General features: G+C 45.5%; 17 protein-coding genes, 3 tRNA genes, 3 rRNA genes, 1 other RNA gene and 1 other annotated feature. Of the genes, 5 read left to right on the forward strand and 19 right to left on the reverse strand.

Features of this window, described 5'->3' with window-relative positions:
- Positions 1–22: 22 nt before the first annotated feature.
- The 6 genes from MKY20_RS03825 to tadA form a co-directional block, all read right to left on the reverse strand.
- A complete protein-coding gene (locus tag MKY20_RS03825) occupies positions 23–241 on the reverse strand; it encodes a YaaL family protein (RefSeq protein WP_009336776.1) in 219 nt (72 codons plus the stop codon).
- A gap of 17 nt (positions 242–258) precedes the next feature.
- Positions 259–855 carry a recombination mediator RecR gene (gene recR / locus MKY20_RS03830; RefSeq protein ID WP_009336775.1) on the reverse strand — a complete coding sequence of 199 codons (597 nt, stop codon included), beginning with the start codon at positions 853–855 and terminating at the stop codon, positions 259–261.
- Between the two features lie 161 nt (positions 856–1,016).
- Positions 1,017–1,340 carry a YbaB/EbfC family nucleoid-associated protein gene (locus MKY20_RS03835; RefSeq protein WP_009336774.1) on the reverse strand — a complete coding sequence of 108 codons (324 nt, stop codon included), beginning with the start codon at positions 1,338–1,340 and terminating at the stop codon, positions 1,017–1,019.
- Between the two features lie 22 nt (positions 1,341–1,362).
- Positions 1,363–3,060, reverse strand: a complete 1,698-nt coding sequence (gene dnaX / locus MKY20_RS03840) for a DNA polymerase III subunit gamma/tau (RefSeq protein ID WP_009336773.1) — start codon at positions 3,058–3,060, stop codon at positions 1,363–1,365.
- A gap of 138 nt (positions 3,061–3,198) precedes the next feature.
- Positions 3,199–3,463: signal recognition particle sRNA large type (gene ffs / locus MKY20_RS03845), an RNA gene on the reverse strand.
- 79 nt (positions 3,464–3,542) lie between these two features.
- Positions 3,543–4,079 (reverse strand): tRNA adenosine(34) deaminase TadA, encoded by a 537-nt coding sequence (gene tadA / locus MKY20_RS03850; protein WP_009336772.1) that lies wholly within the window; start codon positions 4,077–4,079, stop codon positions 3,543–3,545.
- A gap of 77 nt (positions 4,080–4,156) precedes the next feature.
- On the opposite strand from tadA, the gene MKY20_RS03855 reads away from it, so the two are divergent.
- The 4 genes from MKY20_RS03855 (at position 4,157) to MKY20_RS03870 (ending at position 7,561) form a co-directional block, all read left to right on the forward strand.
- Entirely contained in the window at positions 4,157–4,732 is a 576-nt protein-coding gene (locus tag MKY20_RS03855) for a cysteine hydrolase family protein (protein WP_071157669.1), read from the forward strand.
- A gap of 46 nt (positions 4,733–4,778) precedes the next feature.
- Positions 4,779–6,065, forward strand: a complete 1,287-nt coding sequence (locus MKY20_RS03860; RefSeq protein WP_009336770.1) for a LysM peptidoglycan-binding domain-containing protein — start codon at positions 4,779–4,781, stop codon at positions 6,063–6,065.
- A gap of 189 nt (positions 6,066–6,254) precedes the next feature.
- Entirely contained in the window at positions 6,255–6,896 is a 642-nt protein-coding gene (locus tag MKY20_RS03865) for a deoxynucleoside kinase (RefSeq protein WP_009336769.1), read from the forward strand.
- Positions 6,893–7,561, forward strand: coding sequence for a deoxynucleoside kinase (locus tag MKY20_RS03870; protein ID WP_009336768.1), 669 nt, complete (start codon positions 6,893–6,895; stop codon positions 7,559–7,561). Before MKY20_RS03865 ends, MKY20_RS03870 begins: the two co-directional genes overlap by 4 nt.
- A gap of 211 nt (positions 7,562–7,772) precedes the next feature.
- Here the strand turns inward: MKY20_RS03870 and MKY20_RS03875 are convergent.
- The 6 genes from MKY20_RS03875 to guaB form a co-directional block, all read right to left on the reverse strand.
- Positions 7,773–7,865 (reverse strand) — tRNA-Ser (locus MKY20_RS03875).
- An 89-nt stretch (positions 7,866–7,954) separates the two neighbouring features.
- Positions 7,955–9,232 carry a serine--tRNA ligase gene (gene serS / locus MKY20_RS03880; protein WP_341000386.1) on the reverse strand — a complete coding sequence of 426 codons (1,278 nt, stop codon included), beginning with the start codon at positions 9,230–9,232 and terminating at the stop codon, positions 7,955–7,957.
- Positions 9,233–9,284: 52 nt separating this feature from the next.
- Positions 9,285–9,509: a binding site (T-box leader), on the reverse strand.
- 61 nt (positions 9,510–9,570) lie between these two features.
- Positions 9,571–10,158, reverse strand: coding sequence for a pyridoxal 5'-phosphate synthase glutaminase subunit PdxT (pdxT, locus tag MKY20_RS03885; protein WP_009336765.1), 588 nt, complete (start codon positions 10,156–10,158; stop codon positions 9,571–9,573).
- A 12-nt stretch (positions 10,159–10,170) separates the two neighbouring features.
- Positions 10,171–11,052, reverse strand: a complete 882-nt coding sequence (gene pdxS / locus MKY20_RS03890; protein ID WP_009336764.1) for a pyridoxal 5'-phosphate synthase lyase subunit PdxS — start codon at positions 11,050–11,052, stop codon at positions 10,171–10,173.
- Between the two features lie 161 nt (positions 11,053–11,213).
- Entirely contained in the window at positions 11,214–12,518 is a 1,305-nt protein-coding gene (locus MKY20_RS03895; RefSeq protein ID WP_226280800.1) for a D-alanyl-D-alanine carboxypeptidase family protein, read from the reverse strand.
- 330 nt (positions 12,519–12,848) lie between these two features.
- Positions 12,849–14,312 carry an IMP dehydrogenase gene (guaB, locus tag MKY20_RS03900; RefSeq protein WP_009336762.1) on the reverse strand — a complete coding sequence of 488 codons (1,464 nt, stop codon included), beginning with the start codon at positions 14,310–14,312 and terminating at the stop codon, positions 12,849–12,851.
- A gap of 112 nt (positions 14,313–14,424) precedes the next feature.
- Between guaB and MKY20_RS03905 the strand changes: the two genes are divergently transcribed.
- On the forward strand, positions 14,425–15,384 hold the full coding sequence (locus tag MKY20_RS03905) for a YaaC family protein (RefSeq protein WP_341000388.1): 960 nt from the start codon (positions 14,425–14,427) through the stop codon (positions 15,382–15,384).
- Positions 15,385–15,863: 479 nt separating this feature from the next.
- Here MKY20_RS03905 and rrf read toward each other — a convergent pair.
- From rrf to gyrA, 7 genes are all read right to left on the reverse strand, one after another.
- Positions 15,864–15,980: ribosomal RNA gene (rrf, locus tag MKY20_RS03910) — 5S ribosomal RNA — on the reverse strand.
- A gap of 203 nt (positions 15,981–16,183) precedes the next feature.
- Positions 16,184–19,119: ribosomal RNA gene (locus tag MKY20_RS03915) — 23S ribosomal RNA — on the reverse strand.
- Positions 19,120–19,373: 254 nt separating this feature from the next.
- Positions 19,374–19,449 (reverse strand) — tRNA-Ala (locus MKY20_RS03920).
- A gap of 11 nt (positions 19,450–19,460) precedes the next feature.
- A tRNA-Ile gene (locus tag MKY20_RS03925) sits at positions 19,461–19,537 on the reverse strand.
- An 89-nt stretch (positions 19,538–19,626) separates the two neighbouring features.
- Positions 19,627–21,176 (reverse strand): 16S ribosomal RNA (locus MKY20_RS03930).
- Together the 16S, 23S and 5S rRNA genes with 2 tRNA genes alongside form the textbook arrangement of a ribosomal RNA operon.
- Before the next feature lie 337 nt (positions 21,177–21,513).
- A complete protein-coding gene (locus tag MKY20_RS03935) occupies positions 21,514–22,596 on the reverse strand; it encodes an HD-GYP domain-containing protein (RefSeq protein WP_019382468.1) in 1,083 nt (360 codons plus the stop codon).
- Between the two features lie 87 nt (positions 22,597–22,683).
- On the reverse strand, positions 22,684–25,209 hold the full coding sequence (gene gyrA, locus MKY20_RS03940) for a DNA gyrase subunit A (protein WP_009332496.1): 2,526 nt from the start codon (positions 25,207–25,209) through the stop codon (positions 22,684–22,686).
- Positions 25,210–25,429 lie beyond the last annotated feature (220 nt).

Raw genomic sequence — 25,429 nt, forward strand, 5'->3', positions numbered from 1 at the left:
TTCTTTCCGCAATGGGAACAAACTACATTCTGACTCTTACATTTCTCTTTTTAGCTTCCCTGAAAAGAAAAAAGTACTTAGCTTCGGCCAGCTTCGCCTGGCTGATTGCTTCCGGGGATGGATCAAAGCTCTTTTCCACTAGCGATTTCTGGTTGTTCCAATCTGTTTTCAATCTGTTCAGCTGCTCCAAAAGCTTCTCATCAAACTCGCTTCGAAGCCATCCTTTCCTGCGAAAAAACATAAATTCCGCCTCCGTACTTAAACTTCTCTTCTGCCTTCTAATGCTTTTGATAGCGTTACTTCATCAGCATACTCTAAGTCTCCGCCCACTGGCAGGCCATGGGCAATCCGGGTAGCCTTTATGCCGGATGGCTTAATCAGGCGGGAGATATACATGGCTGTTGCTTCCCCTTCGATATTAGGATTGGTGGCAAGAATAATTTCCTGTACTGTTTCATCCTGAAGCCTTTTCAATAAATCAGGAATATTGATATCTTCCGGCCCTATTCCATCCATCGGTGAAATGGCTCCGTGAAGGACATGATAAAGTCCGTTATATTCCTTCATCTTTTCCATGGCAATAACATCTTTCGGATCCTGGACCACACAGATTACTGACCGGTCGCGTCTCTGGTCCTCACAAATATAACACGGGTCCTGATCAGTGATATGGCCGCAGACAGAGCAGTAAGATAAATTTCTTTTCGCATTGACAAGCGCCTTGGCAAAATCCAGCACAGTATCTTCTTTCATACTTAAAACAAAAAACGCCAGACGCGCAGCCGTTTTTGGGCCGATTCCGGGCAATTTCATAAAGCTGTCAATCAGCTTTGATATTGGTTCAGGATAGTGCATGTATAATTCCTCCTATATGAAAAGGAAAAGCGCCGCGAGCATGACGGACTGATGAAGATTCCCATCAGTCTATGTTCGCTGGCGCTCAGCCTGTCCGTTCTTTCGTGCATAACTCTATTATAGATAAAACATGCAAGAAAGCACTCGTTCAGGACGTTTTATTAAAACATTCCCGGCAGGTTCATTCCTTTAGTAAATTGGCCCATTGTGTCGTTTGTTAAGTCATCCGCTTTTTTCAGTGCATCGTTCGTTGCCGCCAGAACAAGGTCCTGAAGCATATCAATATCTTCCGGATCAACAACTTCTTCTTTGATGTTTACTTCTAATACTTGTTTATGTCCGGATACAATGACAGTCACCATTCCGCCGCCAGCTGTTCCTTCAATTCTTTTTTCGCCAAGCTCTTCCTGTGCCTGAGCCATCTTCTTTTGCATTTTCTGCATTTGTTTCATCATATTTTGCATATTTCCCATTCCACCGCGCATTTTACATACCTCCAGCTATTTTCTATTCTTTAATTTCAATTAGTTCAGCGCCAAATAATTTGACCGCTTCAGCCACATGGGGCTCTTCCTCATTTCTGCCGAAGCCCTCACCAGACTCATCTCCGTCACGCTGGCTGCGCAGGAAATCCTCCCTGACACTTTGCCATTGTTCATCCGGAATGCCAACCAGCTGCAATCTCTTGCCTAATAGCTCAAACATGACATTCGCCAGTGTATCCAGGAATTTCGCATTATCCATGGCCATCTGACAGTGGATTTCATATTTGAACTTTACGATAAGAGCTGTTTCGGATGCGGCAACAGGTTCTGCTTCATTGAGAAGCGCTGCCTGAGAGCGCATCTGGTTTTGAACAAGCAGATTCAGCATTTCACCCCAGCGGCTTTTTACAGCCACCAGGTCGTTTTTCGTTGCCTGCTTCAGGACTTCATTCACTTTTCCTACTGGTGCCTGGAATCCTTTACGTGAACTTCTCTGCGGTTTTTTCTGTACAGCAGGAGCTCCATCATCTTTTACCGCTATGCCGTTTTTCTTTAATTCCGCCAGCTCATGCTGAAGCTGTTCAATTTTTTGCATCAGCGGCTTGATGTCTGCAGACTGTCCTGATTTCTCTCGCTGTTCAAGCTGGCACAGCTTCACAATCGCCACCTCCAGGAAAATCCTCGGATGGTTGGTCCATCGCATTTCCTGCTGGGCTTTGTTCAGCACCTCAATCAGTTCATAGAGCTCTTCCGGCTCCACTTCCTGGGCAAGCTGCTGGAATTCTTCATCAAGCATGACTCTTTCCAATGATTCCTCCAGCCTTGGAGCTGCTTTATATAAGAGCATATCCCGGTAATACAGGATAAAGTCTTCTATAAAACGGGCTGGATCTTTCCCCTGAAAAAGGAGCTCTTCCAGAAATCCCAGCCCGGATGCGGCATCCCTGTCTTTAACCGCTCTTGCCAGCTTATTCAGAAACCCTTGTGACACAGCACCTGTTACAGACAGGGCATCTTCAACTGTAACACGATCCTGGCTGAAGGAAATTGCCTGGTCAAGCAAGCTAAGGGCATCACGCATACCGCCTTCTGCGGCTCTCGCAATGATCTGCAGTGCCTGGTCCTCATATGCTGCACCTGTTTCATCCGCAATCAGCTTCATTCTCCCTGTTATCGCCTGAGCCGTAATCCGTTTAAAATCGAATCGCTGGCACCGGGAAATTATCGTCAATGGAATTTTATGAGGCTCTGTAGTGGCTAAAATAAATATGACATGCTTAGGCGGCTCTTCAAGCGTCTTTAACAGGGCATTGAAAGCGCCAATGGAAAGCATATGTACCTCATCGACGATGTAAACCTTATACTTTACAGCGTTCGGGGCATATTTCACTTTGTCCCTGATATCCCTGATTTCTTCTACACCATTATTGGATGCAGCATCAATTTCAATGACATCAGGAATAGAACCGTCTGTAATGCCTCTGCAGGCAGCACACTCATTGCACGGTTCAGTAACCGGAGCCTTCTCGCAGTTAACAGCCTTTGCGAGAATTTTAGCTGCACTTGTTTTACCTGTTCCGCGGGGGCCGGAAAACAGATAGGCGTGTGATATCTTCTCCTGAAGCAGGGCGTTTTGCAAAGTCTTTGTCACATGTTCCTGTCCGACGACATCGATAAACTGCTGCGGACGCCAAACACGATATAAAGCTTGATAACTCACTGACACGCCCCCTTCCTATGTATAGTCCTTTATCTATTATAACGTATCTATTTTCCTTTTTACAAAACCTAGAGCGAAATAAATTACAACAAAAAACCCATCCTGCAAAAGGATGAGTTTTATTTACAATATAAACTGCCGTGCACCTTCCGTCGACTGACGCCCATAGGCGTTACTTAAGCAGTTAGCTCGGCCCAGGCAACCCTGCGGCACATGGGAGCTTCCACTTAATGCTGCTTCCTTCCGGACCTGACATGATTCATGGATTCCCATTGCGCAGGACCCGGGCGTCAACACCACTTACTTAAGGCAGGCCCTACAGGACATCAGCCTCGGGAAGGGATTCAGCCTCGCTAGAGCGGATTGCGAGTACAGGGCACCGCTACCTCCCCGCCTAGCACGGCAAAGTTGATACCATATTTAGTTGCGTCTTTGTCCGACGCATTTATAAGTATACTAACATTTAGGTGAAAAAGCAATGCCTAACCATTGTCAATTCCTGTATCAAGTTCCATCTGCAGCAATTGCCTTCTTTTTTTCTCTTCTTTCTTGCGCTTTCGCAACCCTCTGAAAAAGCTCGAAAGCATCTCGCCGCATTCTTCTTCCAACACCCCTGGCACAACTTCACTCTGGTGATTGAACCGCTCATCCTGCAATAGATTCATAAGCGTCCCGGCACAGCCTCCCTTTGGATCCTTAGCCCCATACACCACCTTTTTGATGCGCGAGAGAATAATGGATCCCGAACACATCGGACAAGGCTCTAAGGTAACATAAAGAACAGCATTCTCCAGCCGCCAGGTTCCGAGGTTTTTGCATGCCTGATCAATGGCAAGCAGTTCTGCATGCGCAATCGCAGTCTGATTCACTTCTCTCAGATTATGTGCCCGGGCAATGATTTCCCCTTCCAGAACAATGACTGCCCCAATTGGAACTTCTTCCAGACCTTCCGCCAGCTTTGCTTCTTTAATGGCCTCCTGCATATACAGTTCATCTTCAGTGAATGATGCTTGCCTCATTATATCTTCATTCCTTCTCTTAACATCTGTGTAAAAGCCGCCCCTTTTACAAAAAATAACCTTAAAGGAGCGATACCATGAAAAATCCGCAAGCCTATAGACCGGCTCTTATCATTATTGACATGATTAACGACTTTAATTTCCACCATGGAAGGATCCTTGCTGACAAAGCTTTGAATATCGCAAAACCCATCAATACATTAAAGACCGCTTTCTATGAGCAGGATCTCCCTGTCATTTATGTGAATGATCATTATAATCTCTGGCAGGCTGATCTGGATACAATTACGACTCATTGCCGCAATCCTATCAGTGCACCTATCCTTCATGAGATGCACCCATCGCCGGATGATTATTTTTTAATAAAACCTAAGCATTCCGCCTTTTATGGCACTGCCTTAAATACCCTTCTGCACCAGCTCGGCGTCAATATGCTTGTCATGACAGGCATCGCTGGCAATATCTGTGTCCTATTTTCGGCCAATGATGCCTATATGAGAGAATATAATTTACATATACCGCATGACTGCACCGCTTCTAATGATGACCACGATAATGAAAATACCTTAAAGATGATGGAAAAAGTATTAAAGGCCAATATATCTTCTTTCTCTGAAAACAATTATAACATTTCTTCTATGTTTCCTTCATAAAATGGCAGTAGTGTTCTAAGACGTGTTTTTCAGGGAGGGAGATAGATTGCAGATTCATGTGGTTCAGCAAAACCAGTCTTTGTTCGGCATTGCCCAGGCATATGGAACGACGGTTGAAGATCTGATAGAGGCAAATGAAATTCCCAATCCAAATAATCTGGTGATCGGCCAGACACTTGTTATTCCGATAATAGGACGCTTTTATTGGGTTCAGCCCGGAGACAGCCTTTACTCAATTTCAAGAAGGTTCGGCATTTCTTATCAGCAGCTCGCATCTGTCAATGGGATTTCGGTGAGCCAGCCGCTGCAGGTGGGGTTCCGCCTTTATATCCCGCCACGCCCGAAAACGAACGCAGAGTTCAATGCCTATGTGGAGCCAAGAGGCGATACAGTCGCCCCTGAACTGGTAGAAAGCGCAAGAGAGGCTGCGCCTTATTTGACCTATCTGGCACCTTTCAGTTTCCAGGCCCTTCGAGATGGTTCTTTGAAGGAGCCGCTTCTGAATGATTTCCCGGCCATAGCGAGAGCCAATAATAATGTATTGATGATGGTTATTACCAATCAGGAAAACGATCAGTTCAGTGATGAACTCGGCAGGATATTGTTAAATGATATGGCGATTCAGAATAAATTCCTGGATAACATTACAGCCACAGCAAAAAAATATGACTTCAGGGATATTCATTTTGATTTCGAGTTTCTGCGCCCCGCTGACCGGGAAGCCTATAACAATTTTCTCAGAAAAGCGAAGGCAAGATTCGAGCAGGAAGGCTGGCTGATTTCTACAGCATTGGCTCCGAAAACAAGTGCAGAACAGCAAGGCCTCTGGTATGAGGCCCATGATTATAAAGCCCATGGGGAGATTGTTGATTTTGTCGTGATCATGACCTATGAATGGGGCTACAGTGGAGGCCCTGCAATGGCTGTTTCCCCGATTGGCCCAGTGCGGCAGGTTTTAGAATATGCCATTAGTGAGATGCCTTCTTCCAAAATTATGATGGGCCAGAACCTATATGGTTATGACTGGACGCTTCCTTTTGTTCAGGGCACCACTGCAAGAGCAGTCAGCCCGCAGCAGGCCATACAAATCGCTGCAGAAAATAATGCAGCCATTCAATATGATTACCAGGCGCAGGCGCCATTTTTCAATTACACAGCACCTGACGGCAAAAGGCACGAGGTCTGGTTTGAGGATGCCCGCTCCATCCAGGCCAAATTTGATTTAATCAAGGAACTGAAGCTGCGGGGAATGAGCTACTGGAAACTTGGCCTTTCTTTCCCGCAAAATTGGCTTCTGATTACAGAAAACTTCAACGTGACAAAAAGAGCTTGATCTCTCAGCAGCTGCCGCTTACAGGCAGCTTTTTTATTTTTCAGACTATATGCTCTTATTTTCTTATTTCCAGCTTAAATTCCATATCCCATCCACTCCATACTGTGATAAAATAAGCTTTGTGTCATTTTGGAACGTACCTATAAATGGTTTCTATAGATAAATAAGCAATGCAGGAGGACGATCAATATGGGGGGAATACCTTTTATTACAGTAGAGGGGCCGATTGGCGTTGGGAAAACATCTCTCGCTAAAGCGATTTCTGAAAAATTTCAGTATGCACTCTTAAAAGAAATTGTTGATGAAAATCCTTTTTTGGGTAAATTCTATGAAAACATTGAGGAATGGAGCTTTCAGACTGAAATGTTTTTCCTCTGCAACCGCTACAAACAGCTGGTTGATATCAACAATCACTACCTTGCTCAAAAAAAGCCTGTTGTGGCTGATTATCATATTTTCAAGAATCTTATTTTTGCCCAGCGCACATTAAATCAGAATGAGTATCAGAAGTATTTGAAGATCTATGACATTCTGACAGGTGATATGCCAAAGCCGAATGTCATTATCTATCTCAATGCAAGCCTTGAAACACTGCTCGATCGAATCGAGCTGCGGGGCCGTGAAATTGAAAAGAATATCAGTCCATTATATCTCGAGCAATTATCCCTTGATTATGAAACGGCTATGAATGAGTTCGAGAGGCAGCACCCGGATATTCCAGTGATCCGTTTCAATGGAGATCAGCTGGATTTTGTGAAAAATGAATCAGACTTAATGCATATATTCGATACATTGTCGACATCATTAAAAAAGAGGAGCATACACTTATGAATCTAAGGCAAAAATACGAGATTCCTTCGAACGCAGTGATCACGATTGCCGGAACCGTCGGAGTCGGAAAATCAACGATGACCAATGCGCTTGCGGACGCACTGGGGTTCCGAACCTCTTTCGAAAAGGTTGATACGAACCCTTACCTGGATAAATTCTATGCAGATTTCAACCGCTGGAGCTTCCACCTGCAGGTATACTTCCTGGCGGAACGGTTCAAGGACCAGAAGCGCATCTTCGAATATGGCGGCGGCTTTGTTCAGGACCGATCCATTTATGAAGACACCGGCATATTTGCGAGAATGCATTATGAAAAAGGCACCATGTCAAAGGTAGATTACGAAACTTACACCAGCTTATTTGATGCGATGGTGATGACACCTTATTTCCCGCACCCTGATTTGCTTATTTATCTGGAAGGATCCCTTGATGATATTCTTTCCCGCATCCAGGAGCGCGGCCGTCCGATGGAGCAGCAGACACCTATTTCCTACTGGGAAGAAATGCACCAGCGCTATGAAAATTGGATTAACAGCTTTAACGCATGCCCGGTCCTGCGCCTGAATATCAATGACTATGACATCATTCAGAATGAGCAATCCATTGAGCCGATTGTAGAGCGCATTTCTTACTTTTTAAGACAAACTCAATTATTAAAAAAATAACCGCCATTTAGGCGGTTTTTTGCTGTTTGATTAATGGCCCCGAGTACTTAGCAGAAATGAGAATCGCTGACGAAATTCTTTCCCCGGTCCTCCAAAAAATATTTTTATCTGTCAATTTCAACAGAATGAAATTATATAACAAAAAAACCGCTGATCATCAGCGGTTTTATGTATCTCCAATTTTTATGCGCGTGTTAGATGTCAATTAAAATGGAGGAGGAAAGGGGATTCGAACCCCTGCGCGGTTTGACCCGCCTGTCGGTTTTCAAGACCGATCCCTTCAGCCAGACTTGGGTATTCCTCCGCATCGACAAGAAATACTATATCATTTCTAAATAGGCATGTCAACATTATTTTTATAAAAAAAAGAGCGGATCAAAACCCGCTCTTCAATTAAGGCTTTATAACTTCGCGATTGCCCATATACGGACGCAATACCTCCGGAATGATGACACTTCCGTCAGCCTGCTGATAATTTTCTAGAATAGCTGCCACCGTGCGGCCGATCGCAAGGCCAGATCCATTCAGTGTGTGCACATGCTCCGGCTTGCCTTTTGCCTCGCGGCGGAAGCGGATATTTGCACGTCTTGCCTGGAATCCTTCAAAGTTACTGCAAGAAGATATTTCTCTATACGTGTTATAGCTTGGAATCCAAACTTCGATATCGTATTTCTTCGCAGCTGTGAATCCAAGATCGCCCGTACACATGCTCATCACACGGTATGGAAGGCCAAGCATCTGAAGGACTTTTTCCGCGTGTCCTGTCAGCTTTTCAAGTTCCTCATAAGACTCTTCTGGCTTAACAAATTTCACAAGCTCGACTTTGTTAAACTGGTGCTGGCGGATAAGCCCGCGAGTGTCACGGCCGGCAGAACCCGCTTCAGAACGGAAGCATGCACTAAATGCCGCATAGTTTATCGGAAGCTCGTCTGCATTCAGAATCTCTTCCCTATGCATATTGGTGACAGGCACCTCAGCGGTTGGAATCAGAAAATAATCTTCGCTTTCAATTAGGAATGCATCTTCCTCGAATTTCGGAAGCTGTCCTGTTCCTGTCATGCTTGCACGGTTAACCATGTACGGAGGAAGAACCTCCTTATAGCCATGCTCGTCTGTGTGCAAATCAAGCATGAAGTTGAATAAGGCTCGCTCAAGGCGGGCACCAAGGCCTTTGTAGAATACAAAGCGGCTGCCTGTTACTTTGCTCGCACGTTCGAAATCAAGGAGATCAAGATCTGTCGCAACATCCCAGTGCGGCTTTGGCTCGAAATCAAATTCACGGACTTCTCCCCATTTGCGGATTTCCACATTATCATCTTCTGTTTCGCCGACAGGCACACTTTCATGCGGAATGTTCGGAATGCTCAGCAGCAATTGGTCCAATTCTTCCTCGACTGTACGGAGCTCCTCATCCAATGCCTTGATTTTATCGCCGACTTCTCTCATTTCAGCGATTAAATGGTCTGCATCCTGCTTTTCGCGCTTTAAGGCAGCCACCTGCTGGGATACTTCATTTCTTTTGCTCTTCAGCTGTTCTGCTTCTACAATTAGCTCACGTCTTTTTACATCCAGATCTTCGAATTTTCCAAGATCGGTTAAATCTTCGCCACGGTGCTGAAGCTTGTTTTTCACTTCTTCAAAATTGGTTCTTAAAAACTTAATGTCCAGCATTTTTTAGTACCTCCTGAAAATAGTTTAAAACACAAAAAACTCCCGTCCCCAAAAAAGGGACGAGAGTTACCCGCGTTGCCACCCTAGTTGAAAGCATGAGCTTTCCACCTTAAATCCATAACGGTTTTAACCGAAAGCATTTACTTTTCCCGAGTAGTACCGGGTGTTCCATGCTTTGCTCGAGGATGGATTCACAGGGTTTATTCACCGGTTTCCACCAGCCACCGGCTCTCTTTTAGAACAAAGTCCTGTTACTAGTTCCTCTCATTGCTTTTCAGCTATAAGAATTTTGTAATTCATAATGTACTACAATTATGTTCCATTTGCAACCAAAATATTCAAATTGTTAATTGCTTGGACTCTTTGATCATTTCAACGAAATAGCCTGTCAGGCGATGGTCATCCGTTAGTTCCGGATGGAATGAGCATCCGAGGAATCTGCCTTCGCGCGCCGCCACAATCCGGCCATTGTGCTTGGCCAGGATTTCAACATTCTCTCCAGCCTCCACAATATGCGGTGCACGAATGAATACAGCTGCAAAATCTTCTGCCACTCCGGCAATATCAACATCCGCCTCGAAGCTTTCGCGCTGGCGGCCAAATGAATTTCTTTCCACCTGGACGTCCATCACACCGATATGCGGTTCATCATAGCCAATGATATTATTCGCAAGAAGAATTAAGCCTGCACATGTCCCGAACATCGGCTTTCCTGATTGCGCAAACTCCTTAAGGCTGTCCATAAAATCATATTTATCAATCAAGCGTCTCATGGTCGTGCTTTCGCCGCCAGGCAAGATAAGCCCGTCTACCTCGTCAAGCTGCTCTTTGCGTTTGATGACTACAGCTTCGGCGCCGGATGCTTCTACAGAAAGAACATGCTCTCTGACCGCGCCCTGCAGCCCTAATACTCCAACCTTTATCATGTTCAATTCTCCTTACCAGCCGCGCTCCTGCATACGAGCTTCAGGAGCCAATGAAGAAATTTCAATTCCCTTCATCGGTGTGCCTAGTTCTTTTGAAAGTTCAGCAATTAATTTGTAGTCCTGGTAATGTGTAGTTGCTTCCACAATGGCACGTGCAAATTTCGCAGGGTTTTCAGATTTGAAGATGCCTGATCCTACGAACACTCCATCAGCACCAAGCTCCATCATTAGAGCTGCATCTGCAGGTGTTGCAACGCCGCCTGCTGCGAAGTTTACGACTGGAAGGCGTCCAAGGCTCTTGATTTCCAAAAGAAGCTCATATGGCGCTCCCAGAAGCTTAGCTTCTGTCATTAATTCATCTTCGTTCATGCCGACAACCTTGCGCACCTGTGCATTCACCTTGCGGATATGGCGGACAGCTTCAACGATGTTTCCAGTTCCAGGCTCACCCTTTGTGCGAAGCATGGAAGCACCTTCACCAATACGGCGTGCTGCTTCGCCTAAGTCACGGCATCCGCAAACGAATGGAACTGTGTAGTCTCTTTTATTAAGATGGTATTCTTCATCAGCAGGAGTTAAAACTTCACTCTCATCTATGTAATCGACACCCATCGCTTCAAGCAGACGAGCTTCTACAATATGGCCGATACGCGCTTTTGCCATTACCGGGATTGAAACTGCACCCATTACTTCTTCCATAATACGCGGATCTGCCATGCGTGCCACACCGCCGGCTGCACGGATATCAGAAGGAACGCGTTCAAGTGCCATAACTGCTACTGCACCAGCTTCTTCTGCGATTTTTGCCTGCTCGGCGTTAACAACGTCCATAATAACGCCGCCTTTTTGCATTTCTGCCATTCCCCGTTTAACACGATCTGTACCTGTCTTCATGTTTATCCCCCTTCGTAAATACCATCTGCTTTGGATGGGTTAAATATTATGATAAAAATCATTTTTCAAAAAAAGGAAAATAGATTATTTTACTAGGAATTTTCCCTATTGAAAATATGCAATGAAAAAGGGCTCCTGTCAAGACAGGAAAGCCCTTTTTCTTAAAACCAACCTTTTACAGTTGAGGAAACACTTCCCCAAACATCCCCGAAGAAACCTCCGATGCTGCGCATAGTCAGCACGAACCAGTTTGCTTTTTCAACACTTTCAGCGGCTACGACATCCACTTGAATATTGCCTTTGCCTTTATCGGACAAGAACTCAATCTTCCCGTCCTCTTTCGATTCAATCGTTAGATAGCCGATTTTTTCTCCTTTTTTAATAGGAGCTGTCAATTCGCCGTTTTCATTTAATTTCTCTTTATCAAGAACAAGAACAGGCTTATAGTTTTCTTTTTCCCCGTTTCTTACAACCATTTCGATTGCATCTTTAGAAGAAATCTTTACTTTGTCCTCTTTGCCTTTTGTAACAGGCACTGTTTTCTGGCCTTTCACCTGATAGTTGGCAGGAACGATTTCTTCTTTCGTGAAGTTGCTGAAACCAAAGTCGAACATTTTTTTTGTTTCATCGAATCTGGATTTGTAAGTAGCCTGACCATTCGCACCTTTAGCGTTCATGACAACACTGATGTAGCGGTTGCCATCTCTCATGGCTGTACCGGTAAAGCAGTATCCGGCAAAGTCAGTCGTACCTGTTTTAAGGCCATCTGCACCTTCATAGCCATATACTAGCTCTGGAAGCATCCAGTTCCAGTTTTCCATTTTAATTTCATCATCTGTACCCTCTCTGAACGTCTTTCTAGGGGTACTTGCTGTTTCCAATACTTCAGGGAATCGGTTAATCAATTCCTTGGCCAGCATCGCTGTATCTTTTGCTGACATCACGTTTTCTTCTTCAGGGCCTCCTGCAGGAGGAGATCCCTTTAAATCACGGTTGTTTAAACCGCTGGAATTGACAAATTTATAATCCTTTAATCCAAGCTCTGCAGCTTTTTCGTTCATCATTTTAACAAAGTTTGTCTCAGAACCGGCAATCGTTTCTGCAATTGCGATGGTTGCACCATTTGCAGAGTAGATCGCCATTGCTTCATACAATTCACGGATATTGTATTTTCCGTCTCTTCTTAGTGGGACATTTGATAAATTGCGATCCTGTGAAACTTTCCACACATATTCACTTACTGCATATTCCTGGTCCCACTTCACTTTGCCTTCTTCAACGGCTTCAAGAAGCAGGTATTCTGTCATCATTTTAGTCATACTGGCAATGCCCAGTACTTTATCCGCATTTTTTTGATATAAAATTTTTCCGGTCTCTGCATCTACTAAAATAGCAGCATCTGCATTAATGTTTAAGATATCTTCTGCATGAGCTTTATGTATACCAGGTAAAAGACCTAATATCATGACCAAGGCAAGGAATCCAGCGATAGACTTACGGTAAAATGTTTTCTTCAATTTACTGCCCTCCAACGTTTTAATACACTTTTGTTATTTTATCATAACTCTGGTGCAAAGAATAGATAGAGTAATTACCTATTCCTGCCTGCCCCGTGGCATGATTGTCCCATAGTTATGCATTAGTATTTTCCTAGGTTTGATCCCAGGATATTTTAGGATAAAATGACTCTGTTAAACTGGCTATGATTTCCGCTGCAGGATGCTAAAAAACTGCCATCATCTTTATCAGAGACGAAAAAAAAGCAGAAAAGGTTTCCCTCTTCTGCTTTGTATTGATTATAGTGAGTAGTTTGGCGCCTCTTTTGTGATCTGCACATCATGAGGATGACTTTCTCTTAGGCCTGCACCAGTCATTTTAATAAATTGGGCATTTTCACGGAGGTCGTGAAGATCCTTTGTTCCGCAATAGCCCATTCCAGAACGGATACCGCCGACAAGCTGGTAGATGGTATCGGCTAAAGGCCCTTTATAAGCAATGCGCCCTTCGATTCCCTCTGGAACAAACTTTTTATTATCTTCCTGGAAGTAACGGTCTTTTGAACCTTTTTCCATGGCTGCAACAGAACCCATTCCTCTGTATACCTTGAATCGGCGTCCCTGGAAAATTTCCGTTTCGCCAGGGCTTTCAGAAACTCCTGCAAGAAGGCTTCCAAGCATAACGGCATGTCCGCCTGCTGCCAATGCTTTCACGATATCTCCTGAATATTTGATTCCGCCATCGGCGATGATTGATTTGCCATGCTTGCGTGCTTCTGTTGCACAATCATATACAGCTGTAATTTGCGGTACACCTACACCTGCAACAACACGTGTTGTACAAATGGATCCAGGCCCGATTCCCACTTTCACGATATCTGCGCCTGCTTCAATCAAATCCTTTGTCGCTTCAGCTGTTGCCACGTTACCGGCAATAATGGCCAGGTCCGGATAAGCGTTCCGGATTTCGCGTACGGTATCAAGCACCCCTTTTGAATGTCCATGTGCTGTATCCACTACGATGACATCTACATGTGATTTAACTAGCATTTCAACACGCTTCATCGTGTCGCCGGTTACGCCGACCGCTGCACCTGCCAGCAGGCGTCCGCGCTCATCTTTTGCCGAGTTTGGAAACTCAATTACTTTTTCAATATCCTTAATGGTAATTAAACCTTTTAAAACACCTTCATCATCCACTAGCGGCAATTTTTCAATTTTATGCTGCTGCAGAATTTTTTCTGCCTCATCCAAAGTGGTACCAACTGGAGCTGTTACAAGATTTTCTTTTGTCATCACATCGGAAATTTTTATCGAATAGTCCTGAATGAATCGGAGGTCACGGTTAGTCAGAATGCCGACAAGCTTTTGTTCCTCATTATTATTAACGATTGGCACACCGGAAATCCGGTACTTGCCCATTAAATGCTCTGCGTCAAATACCTGCTGTTCTGGAGTTAGAAAGAATGGGTCAGTAATAACGCCGCTTTCTGAACGCTTTACTTTATCCACCTGATCAGCCTGCTGTTCAATGGACATGTTCTTATGGATAACCCCCAAACCGCCCTGGCGAGCCATAGCGATCGCCATTTCAGCTTCAGTTACCGTATCCATTCCGGCACTGATTACTGGAATGTTGAGTGCAATCTTTTCAGTCAAATTTACTTTAAGGCTGACATCACGAGGAAGCACCTCTGATTTCGATGGAACCAGTAAAACATCATCAAAAGTTAAACCTTCTTTTGCAAACTTAGTTTCCCACATCTTTTTTGACCTCCTGGACTCGAAAATATTATTAGTAGGTTATCAATTGGACAAAATACTGTCAAGGACGGATTAATATGTTGGATTTTTCAAAAGATTCGGAGGTTTCACTGTGATACATTCATTTGACCTTAAAAACTCCTTTTTATACTTCTTTTCTGCGAACACTTCACAGGAATTTTTAAAGAAATGCTACCAAAAGCAAAACCTGGATCAGGCTGAACAAAAGAGCTATGAAAACAGTTACCCTTTTATATACTATCTAGAACACGGACAAGTATACTACGAGCAGGCAGAGAAGGCACCATTGGTTATCAAGCCGATTCTCTTTTTTTATGGACTTGTTCACCTTGTTAAGGCCTGCATTCTGACAGTAGACCCTAATTATCCGGAAACCACTTCTGTTTTGGCACACGGGGTCTCCACCAGGAAAAGAAAAAAGCAGCAATATAATTTTTTTCAGGACGAAGTGAAATTTCAAAAAAGCGGGCTTTTCCCCTATATGGGAGAAAAATTGTTCCACATGAAACATTTGGAAGGCGAAAAAACAACGATGGGAGAGTTATTTGGCCAAATTCCCGAGCTTAACTATTTATACAGCCAGACAGAGGGCCGAACTACTTTTCTTGAAGCAGAGCTGGAAAAGGATGTATTCATTTTGCCAAGAATGATCCTCGATCGCTTTCATATGACCGAGTCCCGCTTTGTTGAATACCTGCAGTCAAAATCAGACTTTAATATATGCTTTCAGGAGTCAGCGGGATTAGACCTTAAATTTTCTGCAAAAAACTTGAATACATATAATTATAAGCCCTTAAGATATAGTCTTGATGCCGGAAAGTTTTTCTTTCCGCTTGCTAAAGACGGTCTGATTGATTTTCCTGAACTTCTTATTCATTTCCTGCTGCTGTATAACTTAAGCATGATTGCCCGCTACGAAACAGAATGGTGGAGCGAACTCATCAAAATGATGCCTAATAAAGACTATCCCTTTATTCAGACTTTTCTACAGATTACATCCTCAAAGGGGCTATATCTGATTTATCAATATTTGGCTGATAAGAAACACTAAGCAGCTGGAAGATGATAGTGATCGCGGATTTCCTGTGCATGTGTAACCTGATTTTTGCGGGCAATTTAGGGATAGCAGAGTGGAAGGATGCTTGCTTGTAGACTGGGGATTTATCTGAGGCATTCCGTAGGGCTTATCTGGCATGAATCGGATTTGATCCATCATGTATTGGATTTTATGTAACAGGTTTTTGATTTAACTAGCAGGAATTCGATTTTATCTCGCATGTTTTGATTTTTATTTCACATTTGGCACACTTCATCTTTGCTGCAAACAGATTTGACTTTTAAAACAGACGGCGGAATAAAGAGTGGCGCATATCATTTAATTTTGGCACATATATGAGTGAAAGTGGCGCATTTTTTTAGCTGAAGTGACGCATATATGCATTTTTCATAAAAAGATGAGTAAGAAGATATTTGGATTCAATAAATCATCCACATACAAAAAAAGAGCACTCATCAGGTGCTCTTTCATATGCCCGGCAGCGTCCTACTCTCACAGGGGGACAGCCCCCAACTACCATCGGCGCTGAGAAGCTTAACTTCCGTGTTCGGTATGGGAACGGGTGTGACCTTCTCGCTATCGCCACCGGACTATTTGGTTGAAGAAACTTCGTTCCCTCAAAACTAGATAATGTATGAAGAAGTATTTGCCGAGTATTCACCAATGACTTGTCTAGCTTCGGCTCCTAACTTCTCGGCCGTTTCGATCCGTCCCTCCAAATCCCAAAACCAGGATTTGAATGGCCGGCTCTCCAACGTCTCTCGAAGTTGAACAGTCGCCTCCGCTTTTCGTTTTGGTTAAGTCCTCGATCGATTAGTATCAGTCAGCTCCACATGTCGCCACGCTTCCACCTCTGACCTATCAACCTGATCATCTTTCAGGGATCTTACTAGCTTGACGCTATGGGAAATCTCATCTCGAGGGGGGCTTCATGCTTAGATGCTTTCAGCACTTATCCCTTCCGCACATAGCTACCCAGCGATGCCTTTGGCAAGACAACTGGTACACCAGCGGTGCGTCCATCCCGGTCCTCTCGTACTAAGGACAGCTCCTCTCAAATTTCCTGCGCCCACGACGGATAGGGACCGAACTGTCTCACGACGTTCTGAACCCAGCTCGCGTACCGCTTTAATGGGCGAACAGCCCAACCCTTGGGACCGACTACAGCCCCAGGATGCGATGAGCCGACATCGAGGTGCCAAACCTCCCCGTCGATGTGGACTCTTGGGGGAGATAAGCCTGTTATCCCCGGGGTAGCTTTTATCCGTTGAGCGATGGCCCTTCCATGCGGAACCACCGGATCACTAAGCCCGACTTTCGTCCCTGCTCGACTTGTAGGTCTCGCAGTCAAGCTCCCTTGTGCCTTTACACTCTGCGAATGATTTCCAACCATTCTGAGGGAACCTTTGGGCGCCTCCGTTACTTTTTAGGAGGCGACCGCCCCAGTCAAACTGCCCACCTGACACTGTCTCCCGCCCCGATAAGGGGCGCGGGTTAGAATTTCAATACAGCCAGGGTAGTATCCCACCGACGCCTCCACCGAAGCTGGCGCTCCGGCTTCTCAGGCTCCTACCTATCCTGTACAAGCTGTACCAAAATTCAATATCAGGCTACAGTAAAGCTCCACGGGGTCTTTCCGTCCTGTCGCGGGTAACCTGCATCTTCACAGGTACTATAATTTCACCGAGTCTCTCGTTGAGACAGTGCCCAGATCGTTACGCCTTTCGTGCGGGTCGGAACTTACCCGACAAGGAATTTCGCTACCTTAGGACCGTTATAGTTACGGCCGCCGTTTACTGGGGCTTCGATTCAAAGCTTCGCTTGCGCTAACCTCTCCTCTTAACCTTCCAGCACCGGGCAGGCGTCAGCCCCTATACTTCGCCTTGCGGCTTCGCAGAGACCTGTGTTTTTGCTAAACAGTCGCCTGGGCCTATTCACTGCGGCTCATCAGGGCTATTCACCCTAATGAGCACCCCTTCTCCCGAAGTTACGGGGTCATTTTGCCGAGTTCCTTAACGAGAGTTCTCTCGCTCACCTTAGGATTCTCTCCTCGCCTACCTGTGTCGGTTTGCGGTACGGGCACCTTTTCCCTCGCTAGAGGCTTTTCTTGGCAGTGTGGAATCAGGAACTTCGGTACTAAATTTCCCTCGCCGTCACAGCTCAGCCTATGTGGTAACGGGATTTGCCTCGTTACCGGCCTAACTGCTTGGACACGCTAATCCAGCAGCGTGCTTACCCTATCCTCCTGCGTCCCCCCATTGCTCAAACGGTAAAGAGGTGGTACAGGAATATCAACCTGTTGTCCATCGCCTACGCTTTTCAGCCTCGGCTTAGGTCCCGACTAACCCTGAGCGGACGAGCCTTCCTCAGGAAACCTTAGGCATTCGGTGGATGGGATTCTCACCCATCTTTCGCTACTCATACCGGCATTCTCACTTCTAAGCGCTCCACCAGTCCTTGCGGTCTGGCTTCAACGCCCTTAGAACGCTCTCCTACCACTGACATCGTAAGATGTCAATCCACAGCTTCGGTGATACGTTTAGCCCCGGTACATTTTCGGCGCGGAGTCACTCGACCAGTGAGCTATTACGCACTCTTTAAATGGTGGCTGCTTCTAAGCCAACATCCTGGTTGTCTAAGCAACTCCACATCCTTTTCCACTTAACGTATACTTTGGGACCTTAGCTGGTGGTCTGGGCTGTTTCCCTCTTGACTACGGATCTTATCACTCGCAGTCTGACTCCCATGGATAAGTCTTTGGCATTCGGAGTTTGTCTGAATTCGGTAACCCGATGGGGGCCCCTAGTCCAAACAGTGCTCTACCTCCAAGACTCTTACTACATGAGGCTAGCCCTAAAGCTATTTCGGAGAGAACCAGCTATCTCCAAGTTCGATTGGAATTTCTCCGCTACCCACACCTCATCCCCGCACTTTTCAACGTGCGTGGGTTCGGGCCTCCATCCAGTGTTACCTGGACTTCACCCTGGACATGGGTAGATCACCTGGTTTCGGGTCTACGACCACATACTCATTCGCCCTATTCAGACTCGCTTTCGCTGCGGCTCCGTCTCATCAACTTAACCTCGCATGTAATCGTAACTCGCCGGTTCATTCTACAAAAGGCACGCTATCACCCATTAACGGGCTCTAACTACTTGTAGGCACACGGTTTCAGGATCTCTTTCACTCCCCTTCCGGGGTGCTTTTCACCTTTCCCTCACGGTACTGGTTCACTATCGGTCACTAGGGAGTATTTAGCCTTGGGAGATGGTCCTCCCTGCTTCCGACGGGATTTCTCGTGTCCCGCCGTACTCAGGATCCACTCTGGAGGGAACGAAGTTTCAACTACAGGGCTTTTACCTTCTCTGGCCGGCCTTTCCAGACCTGTTCATTTACCTCGTTCCTTTGTAACTCCGTGTAGAGTGTCCTACAACCCCAAGAGGCAAGCCTCTTGGTTTGGGCTAATCCCGTTTCGCTCGCCGCTACTCAGGGAATCGCGTTTGCTTTCTCTTCCTCCGGGTACTTAGATGTTTCAGTTCCCCGGGTCTGCCTTCTATACCCTATGTATTCAGGTAAAGATCCTATCCCATTACGGATAGGGGGTTTCCCCATTCGGAAATCTCCGGATCAAAGCTTACTTACAGCTCCCCGAAGCATATCGGTGTTAGTACCGTCCTTCATCGGCTCCTAGTGCCAAGGCATTCACCGTGCGCCCTTTCTAACTTAACCTACTTCGGCCGCTGATCGACTGCGGATCTCTGCGTCAGCTCTCTCGCTCCGCTCCTCACGTACTGAAGTACGCTCCGGTGCTCACTCGGTCGCTTCCTTGATCTCCTTGCCGCTCATCGTCCTCATGGTTTGTGCTCTTACTTATTTTCAAAATAAGAGAAAAAAACTAAGATGGCGATTACTCGGTTATTGCTTCTTCATTAACATTATCTAGTTTTCAAGGAACAAAAAATAACGAATGGATTCGTTATGGTTGGTGGAGCCTAGCGGGATCGAACCGCTGACCTCCTGCGTGCAAAGCAGGCGCTCTCCCAGCTGAGCTAAGGCCCCATTATATGAGATGGTGGGCCTAAATGGACTCGAACCATCGACCTCACGCTTATCAGGCGTGCGCTCTAACCAGCTGAGCTATAGGCCCACATAATAGGTAAAGTATTAAAATGTGAGAGATTGAACTCTCAAAACTGAACGAACAAAACGCGTCACGTTTCATGTAAATATCCTTAGAAAGGAGGTGATCCAGCCGCACCTTCCGATACGGCTACCTTGTTACGACTTCACCCCAATCATCTGTCCCACCTTAGGCGGCTGGCTCCAAAAGGTTACCCCACCGACTTCGGGTGTTACAAACTCTCGTGGTGTGACGGGCGGTGTGTACAAGGCCCGGGAACGTATTCACCGCGGCATGCTGATCCGCGATTACTAGCGATTCCGGCTTCATGCAGGCGAGTTGCAGCCTGCAATCCGAACTGAGAATGGTTTTATGGGATTCGCTTAACCTCGCGGTCTCGCAGCCCTTTGTACCATCCATTGTAGCACGTGTGTAGCCCAGGTCATAAGGGGCATGATGATTTGACGTCATCCCCACCTTCCTCCGGTTTGTCACCGGCAGTCACCTTAGAGTGCCCAACTGAATGCTGGCAACTAAGATCAAGGGTTGCGCTCGTTGCGGGACTTAACCCAACATCTCACGACACGAGCTGACGACAACCATGCACCACCTGTCATCCTGTCCCCCGAAGGGGAACGCCCTATCTCTAGGGTTGTCAGGAGATGTCAAGACCTGGTAAGGTTCTTCGCGTTGCTTCGAATTAAACCACATGCTCCACCGCTTGTGCGGGCCCCCGTCAATTCCTTTGAGTTTCAGCCTTGCGGCCGTACTCCCCAGGCGGAGTGCTTAATGCGTTTGCTGCAGCACTAAAGGGCGGAAACCCTCTAACACTTAGCACTCATCGTTTACGGCGTGGACTACCAGGGTATCTAATCCTGTTTGCTCCCCACGCTTTCGCGCCTCAGCGTCAGTTACAGACCAAAGAGTCGCCTTCGCCACTGGTGTTCCTCCACATCTCTACGCATTTCACCGCTACACGTGGAATTCCACTCTTCTCTTCTGCACTCAAGTTCCCCAGTTTCCAATGACCCTCCCCGGTTGAGCCGGGGGCTTTCACATCAGACTTAAGGAACCGCCTGCGCGCGCTTTACGCCCAATAATTCCGGACAACGCTTGCCACCTACGTATTACCGCGGCTGCTGGCACGTAGTTAGCCGTGGCTTTCTGGTTAGGTACCGTCAAGGTACCGGCAGTTACTCCGGTACTTGTTCTTCCCTAACAACAGAGTTTTACGATCCGAAAACCTTCATCACTCACGCGGCGTTGCTCCGTCAGACTTTCGTCCATTGCGGAAGATTCCCTACTGCTGCCTCCCGTAGGAGTCTGGGCCGTGTCTCAGTCCCAGTGTGGCCGATCACCCTCTCAGGTCGGCTACGCATCGTTGCCTTGGTGAGCCGTTACCTCACCAACTAGCTAATGCGCCGCGGGCCCATCTGTAAGTGATAGCCGAAACCATCTTTCAGCTTTCCCTCATGTGAGGGAAAGAATTATCCGGTATTAGCCCCGGTTTCCCGGAGTTATCCCAGTCTTACAGGCAGGTTGCCCACGTGTTACTCACCCGTCCGCCGCTGACTTCAGGGAGCAAGCTCCCATCTGTCCGCTCGACTTGCATGTATTAGGCACGCCGCCAGCGTTCGTCCTGAGCCAGGATCAAACTCTCCATATAAGAGTTGATTAAGCTCATAAGTTGTCTTTTCAAAAAAGACTAAAGAATTAACGTTGACGTTTTTGTTCGTTCAGTTTTCAAAGATCAATCTGCCGCTTGAGGCGACTTAATTAATATATCATTTCTGATAATCAATGTCAACAAGTTTTTTTATCTCATCAAATGATGATGTTCATCTCTTGCTGACTTGAATTAGTATACCAGCTCTTATCTATTAATTGCAAGCACTTTTTAATAGAATCTATATCTTTTTTCAAAAGTAAGGTCTGTTTAATTTGTCTGTTGTATTCAGCATCGAGTCTTAGCAGAGCCAAATAAAAAAGACCGCGGTATGCAGTCATTTTAATACTTCATCAATATATAACTGGCGGTTTTTCTCTAATTGAATTATTTCGCCGGTTTCTACCAGTTTCACAAGCGGTCTCGTAGGTGATTTACCTTCTATAAAAAGTATTTCTGCCGTCTGGCCATCTGAGAGCTTCACCATACTGCCAATGGAAAAGTTCATGATGCCGGAACCCAGAGCTTGAATGGATGGGATGTCATATTTGCCGAAGCTATCCTGAATCAGCATTTCAAGCACTTTAAATGGAGATTGTTTCCGTCTGTAGAGTCTTTGAGAGGTCATGGCATGAAATGCATCCGCTGCTGCAATGATTCTCCCAGCCTGATTGATTTTGCTGCTTTGTTCTCCAAACGGATAGCCGCTGCCATCCAGCCGCTCATGGTGCTGGATAATGCCGATTTTAGTGCTTTCTCTTAATAGTGATATATTCTGAACCATTTTAAAGCTAAGGGTTGAATGCCTTTTTATTTCTTCAAATTCTTCGGAGTTTAATGAAGTGCTTTTATGCAGGATGGATGGGTTTATCTTCGCCATGCCTGCATCTGCTAGGCAGCCTCCCAGGGCAAGCTGGACAATTTCCCCCTTATTCAAACTCAGTTTTTTCCCTATAAAGGCACTGATCATTCCCACGGCAACAGAATGCTGATATAAATAATCTTCATTCGTAGAAAGGTGATGCAGGGAGAAGATTCCGGAGGGGCTTTTCTCCATTTTTTCAATCAGCGGAATCATAATATTTCTTATTTTTGCAATATCCACCGGAAGACCTGATTGCCAGGACACAAATTCTCTTTTGAAGTTTTGAACACCTGTTAAGAATGTATTTAAAAAACCTAATTCATTTGATTCTGTCAGTTCCTCAGCTTCTTCCAAGCTTCCTGCAGAAGCAAAAGGCTTTCCGTTAACCATGGTGGTTTCAACTTCCGCTTCATCAATCAGGAATATTTTCATAATATCCAGCAGTTCCTTCGTCAGCACTGTTTTTTGGCTGATAATAGGGCGATTCGTCAAACTGAAAACATCCTGTGTTAAAATACAGCCCTCTCTTAATTCCTGTATTGGTACTCGCACCATTTCCACACCCCATATGTAATGAGTCTTTTATACTATTTTACATTATTTGGACAAAAAAAAGGAACACAAATCTGTGTTCCTTAAAATTTATTCTTCGCTATTATCTCCATTTACTTCTTCTTCAGGAAGTGAATTGGCATCTTCAAGAGGCTTTGTTAATTCTTCTTCATCTTTTTCCTCTTCTTTTTCAACTTTTGCTACAGTGGATACCGCTTCGTCAGCATCTTCATTTATACGGATGAGTCTGACACCTTGCGTGTTTCTTCCCATAGTGGAAATATCGTTCACTGCCATTCGGATTAGTACGCCGCCTGTTGTAATAAGCATAACGTCTTCTTCTCCTGTGACAGCTTTCATGGAAACGAGGCTTCCGTTCTTATCTGTGATGTTGCAGGTCTTGATTCCTTTACCGCCTCTTCCCTGAACACGGTATTCTCCGGCAGGAGTGCGTTTTCCATAACCGTTTTTGGTTACGATCAGGATCTGGCTGTCATCCTCAAGGACTTCCATCCCAACAACTTCATCACCGGCACTTAAGCTGATTCCTTTAACACCAGTAGCTGTTCTTCCCATTGAACGAACATCTTCTTCTGGGAATCGGATCAGCATGCCATGGCTGGTTCCAATAATGATCTCCTTGCTGCCATCTGTCAGACGCACCGAAATTAATTCATCATCTTCGCGAAGATTCAGGGCAATTAAGCCATTATTACGGATATTGGCAAAGGATGATAATGGTGAACGCTTGGAAATCCCTTGTTTAGTGGTGAAGAACAGGAACCAATCATCGGCAAATTCTTCAACAGGAATAATTGCATTTACCCACTCATCTTTGTCCACTCCAAGAAGGTTAATGATTGGTATTCCTTTCGCAGTACGGCTGAATTCAGGAATTTCATACCCTTTAGCGCGATACACCTTCCCTTTGTTCGTGAAGAAAAGGATGGTATCGTGTGTGGAAGTGGTAATGAGGTGTTCAACAAAGTCATCCTCATTGGTTCCCATTCCCTGGATTCCCCGCCCTCCGCGTTTTTGGGCACGGTAAGTGGAGACAGGAAGACGCTTGATGTATCCCTTATGAGTTAAAGTAAGAACAATATTCTCACGCGGAATTAGATCTTCGTCTTCAATTTGTTCGATGCCGCCGGCAACTATTTCTGTACGGCGTTTATCGTTGAATCTCTCTTTTACTTCGGTTAACTCTTCTCGGATAATTTCCAATACTTTTTCTTCATCAGCCAAAATAGCTTTTAATTCGGCAATCAATGCGACAAGGCTTGAATATTCGTCTTCAATCTTTTCGCGCTCTAAGCCAGTCAAACGCTGGAGACGCATATCTAGGATCGCCTGGGCCTGCTTTTCAGAAAGATTGAACTTGGTCATTAAGCCTTCACGTGCGATATCGGTTGTTTGAGAACTGCGGATAAGGTTGATTACTTCATCCAGATGATCAAGGGCAATCCTTAAACCTTCCAAAATGTGTGCACGGGCTTCTGCCTTTTTCAATTCGAATTCTGTTCTGCGGCGGATTACAACCTTTTGGTGATCCAGATAATGCTGCAGACACTGTTTGAGATTCAGAACCTTAGGCTGGCCATCTACAAGCGCAAGCAGGTTTATCCCGAAGCTTGTCTGCAGAGCCGTCTGTTTATAAAGGTTGTTCAGCAGAACATTGGCATTCGCATCTTTACGGACCTCGATCACAATGCGCATACCGTTTCGATCTGATTCATCACGCAGGTCGGTAATGCCATCAATTCGTTTATCCCGAACCAGTTCGGCAATTTTTTCAATCAGTTTAGCTTTATTCACTTGGTAAGGAATTTCATTAACAATGATAACTTCTTTTCCGTTGGACTTCTGCTCAATTTCCACTTTGGCCCTTAATGTAATGGAACCGCGGCCTGTTTCGTAAGCTTTGCGGATGCCGCTCCGTCCAAGAATGAGACCGGCAGTCGGGAAGTCTGGACCTGGAATGATTTCCATGAGTTCCTGAACAGTGAGATCCGGCTCCTGGCTGATGGCAAGGACTCCATCAATTACTTCGCCAAGCTGATGTGGCGGAATATTGGTCGCCATACCAACTGCAATTCCAGACGTTCCGTTTACGAGAAGGTTTGGGAAACGCGCAGGCATAACAACTGGTTCTTTCTCAGCACCATCATAGTTATCCTGGTAATCAATCGTGTCTTTATTAATATCGCGCAAAAGCTCCATAGAGATTTTGGACATGCGTGCCTCAGTATAACGCATCGCAGCTGCAGCGTCACCATCGACAGACCCGAAGTTTCCGTGTCCATCAACAAGCATATAGCGATAGTTGAAATCCTGAGCCATACGCACCATCGTGTCATATACTGCGGAGTCACCGTGCGGGTGATATTTACCGATTACTTCCCCAACGATACGGGCTGATTTTTTAAATGGTTTATCAGAATGCATTCCTAAATCATGCATTGCATATAAGATTCTTCGGTGAACCGGCTTTAAACCATCCCGTACGTCCGGAAGGGCACGTGAAACAATTACACTCATGGCATAGTCCAGGAATGATGAACGCATTTCCTGGCTAATATTAATTTCTTTTACTTGAGAATTCGGTGTATCGGCCATTTAAAGGAACCTCCTTTAAAGAGACGCAGGATGAACTGTCATCCGTTTGTCACTTCGTTTAGCTGAAACCTGTATGGTCTTTCCATACAGCTTCTGCTTTTTTCATAAATTAGACGCACTTGGGGCATTAAATAAGAAAGAATAAACCAATTATGTAAAAGCAGGATAGAGAACCTCTATCCTGAAAGAAAGCGAAGGCGCGCTGCCGTGCTTTAGGTTT

Source organism: Cytobacillus sp. FSL W8-0315 (assembly GCF_038002905.1).
In the GTDB taxonomy this organism is placed as follows: domain Bacteria; phylum Bacillota; class Bacilli; order Bacillales; family Cytobacillaceae; genus Cytobacillus; species Cytobacillus pseudoceanisediminis.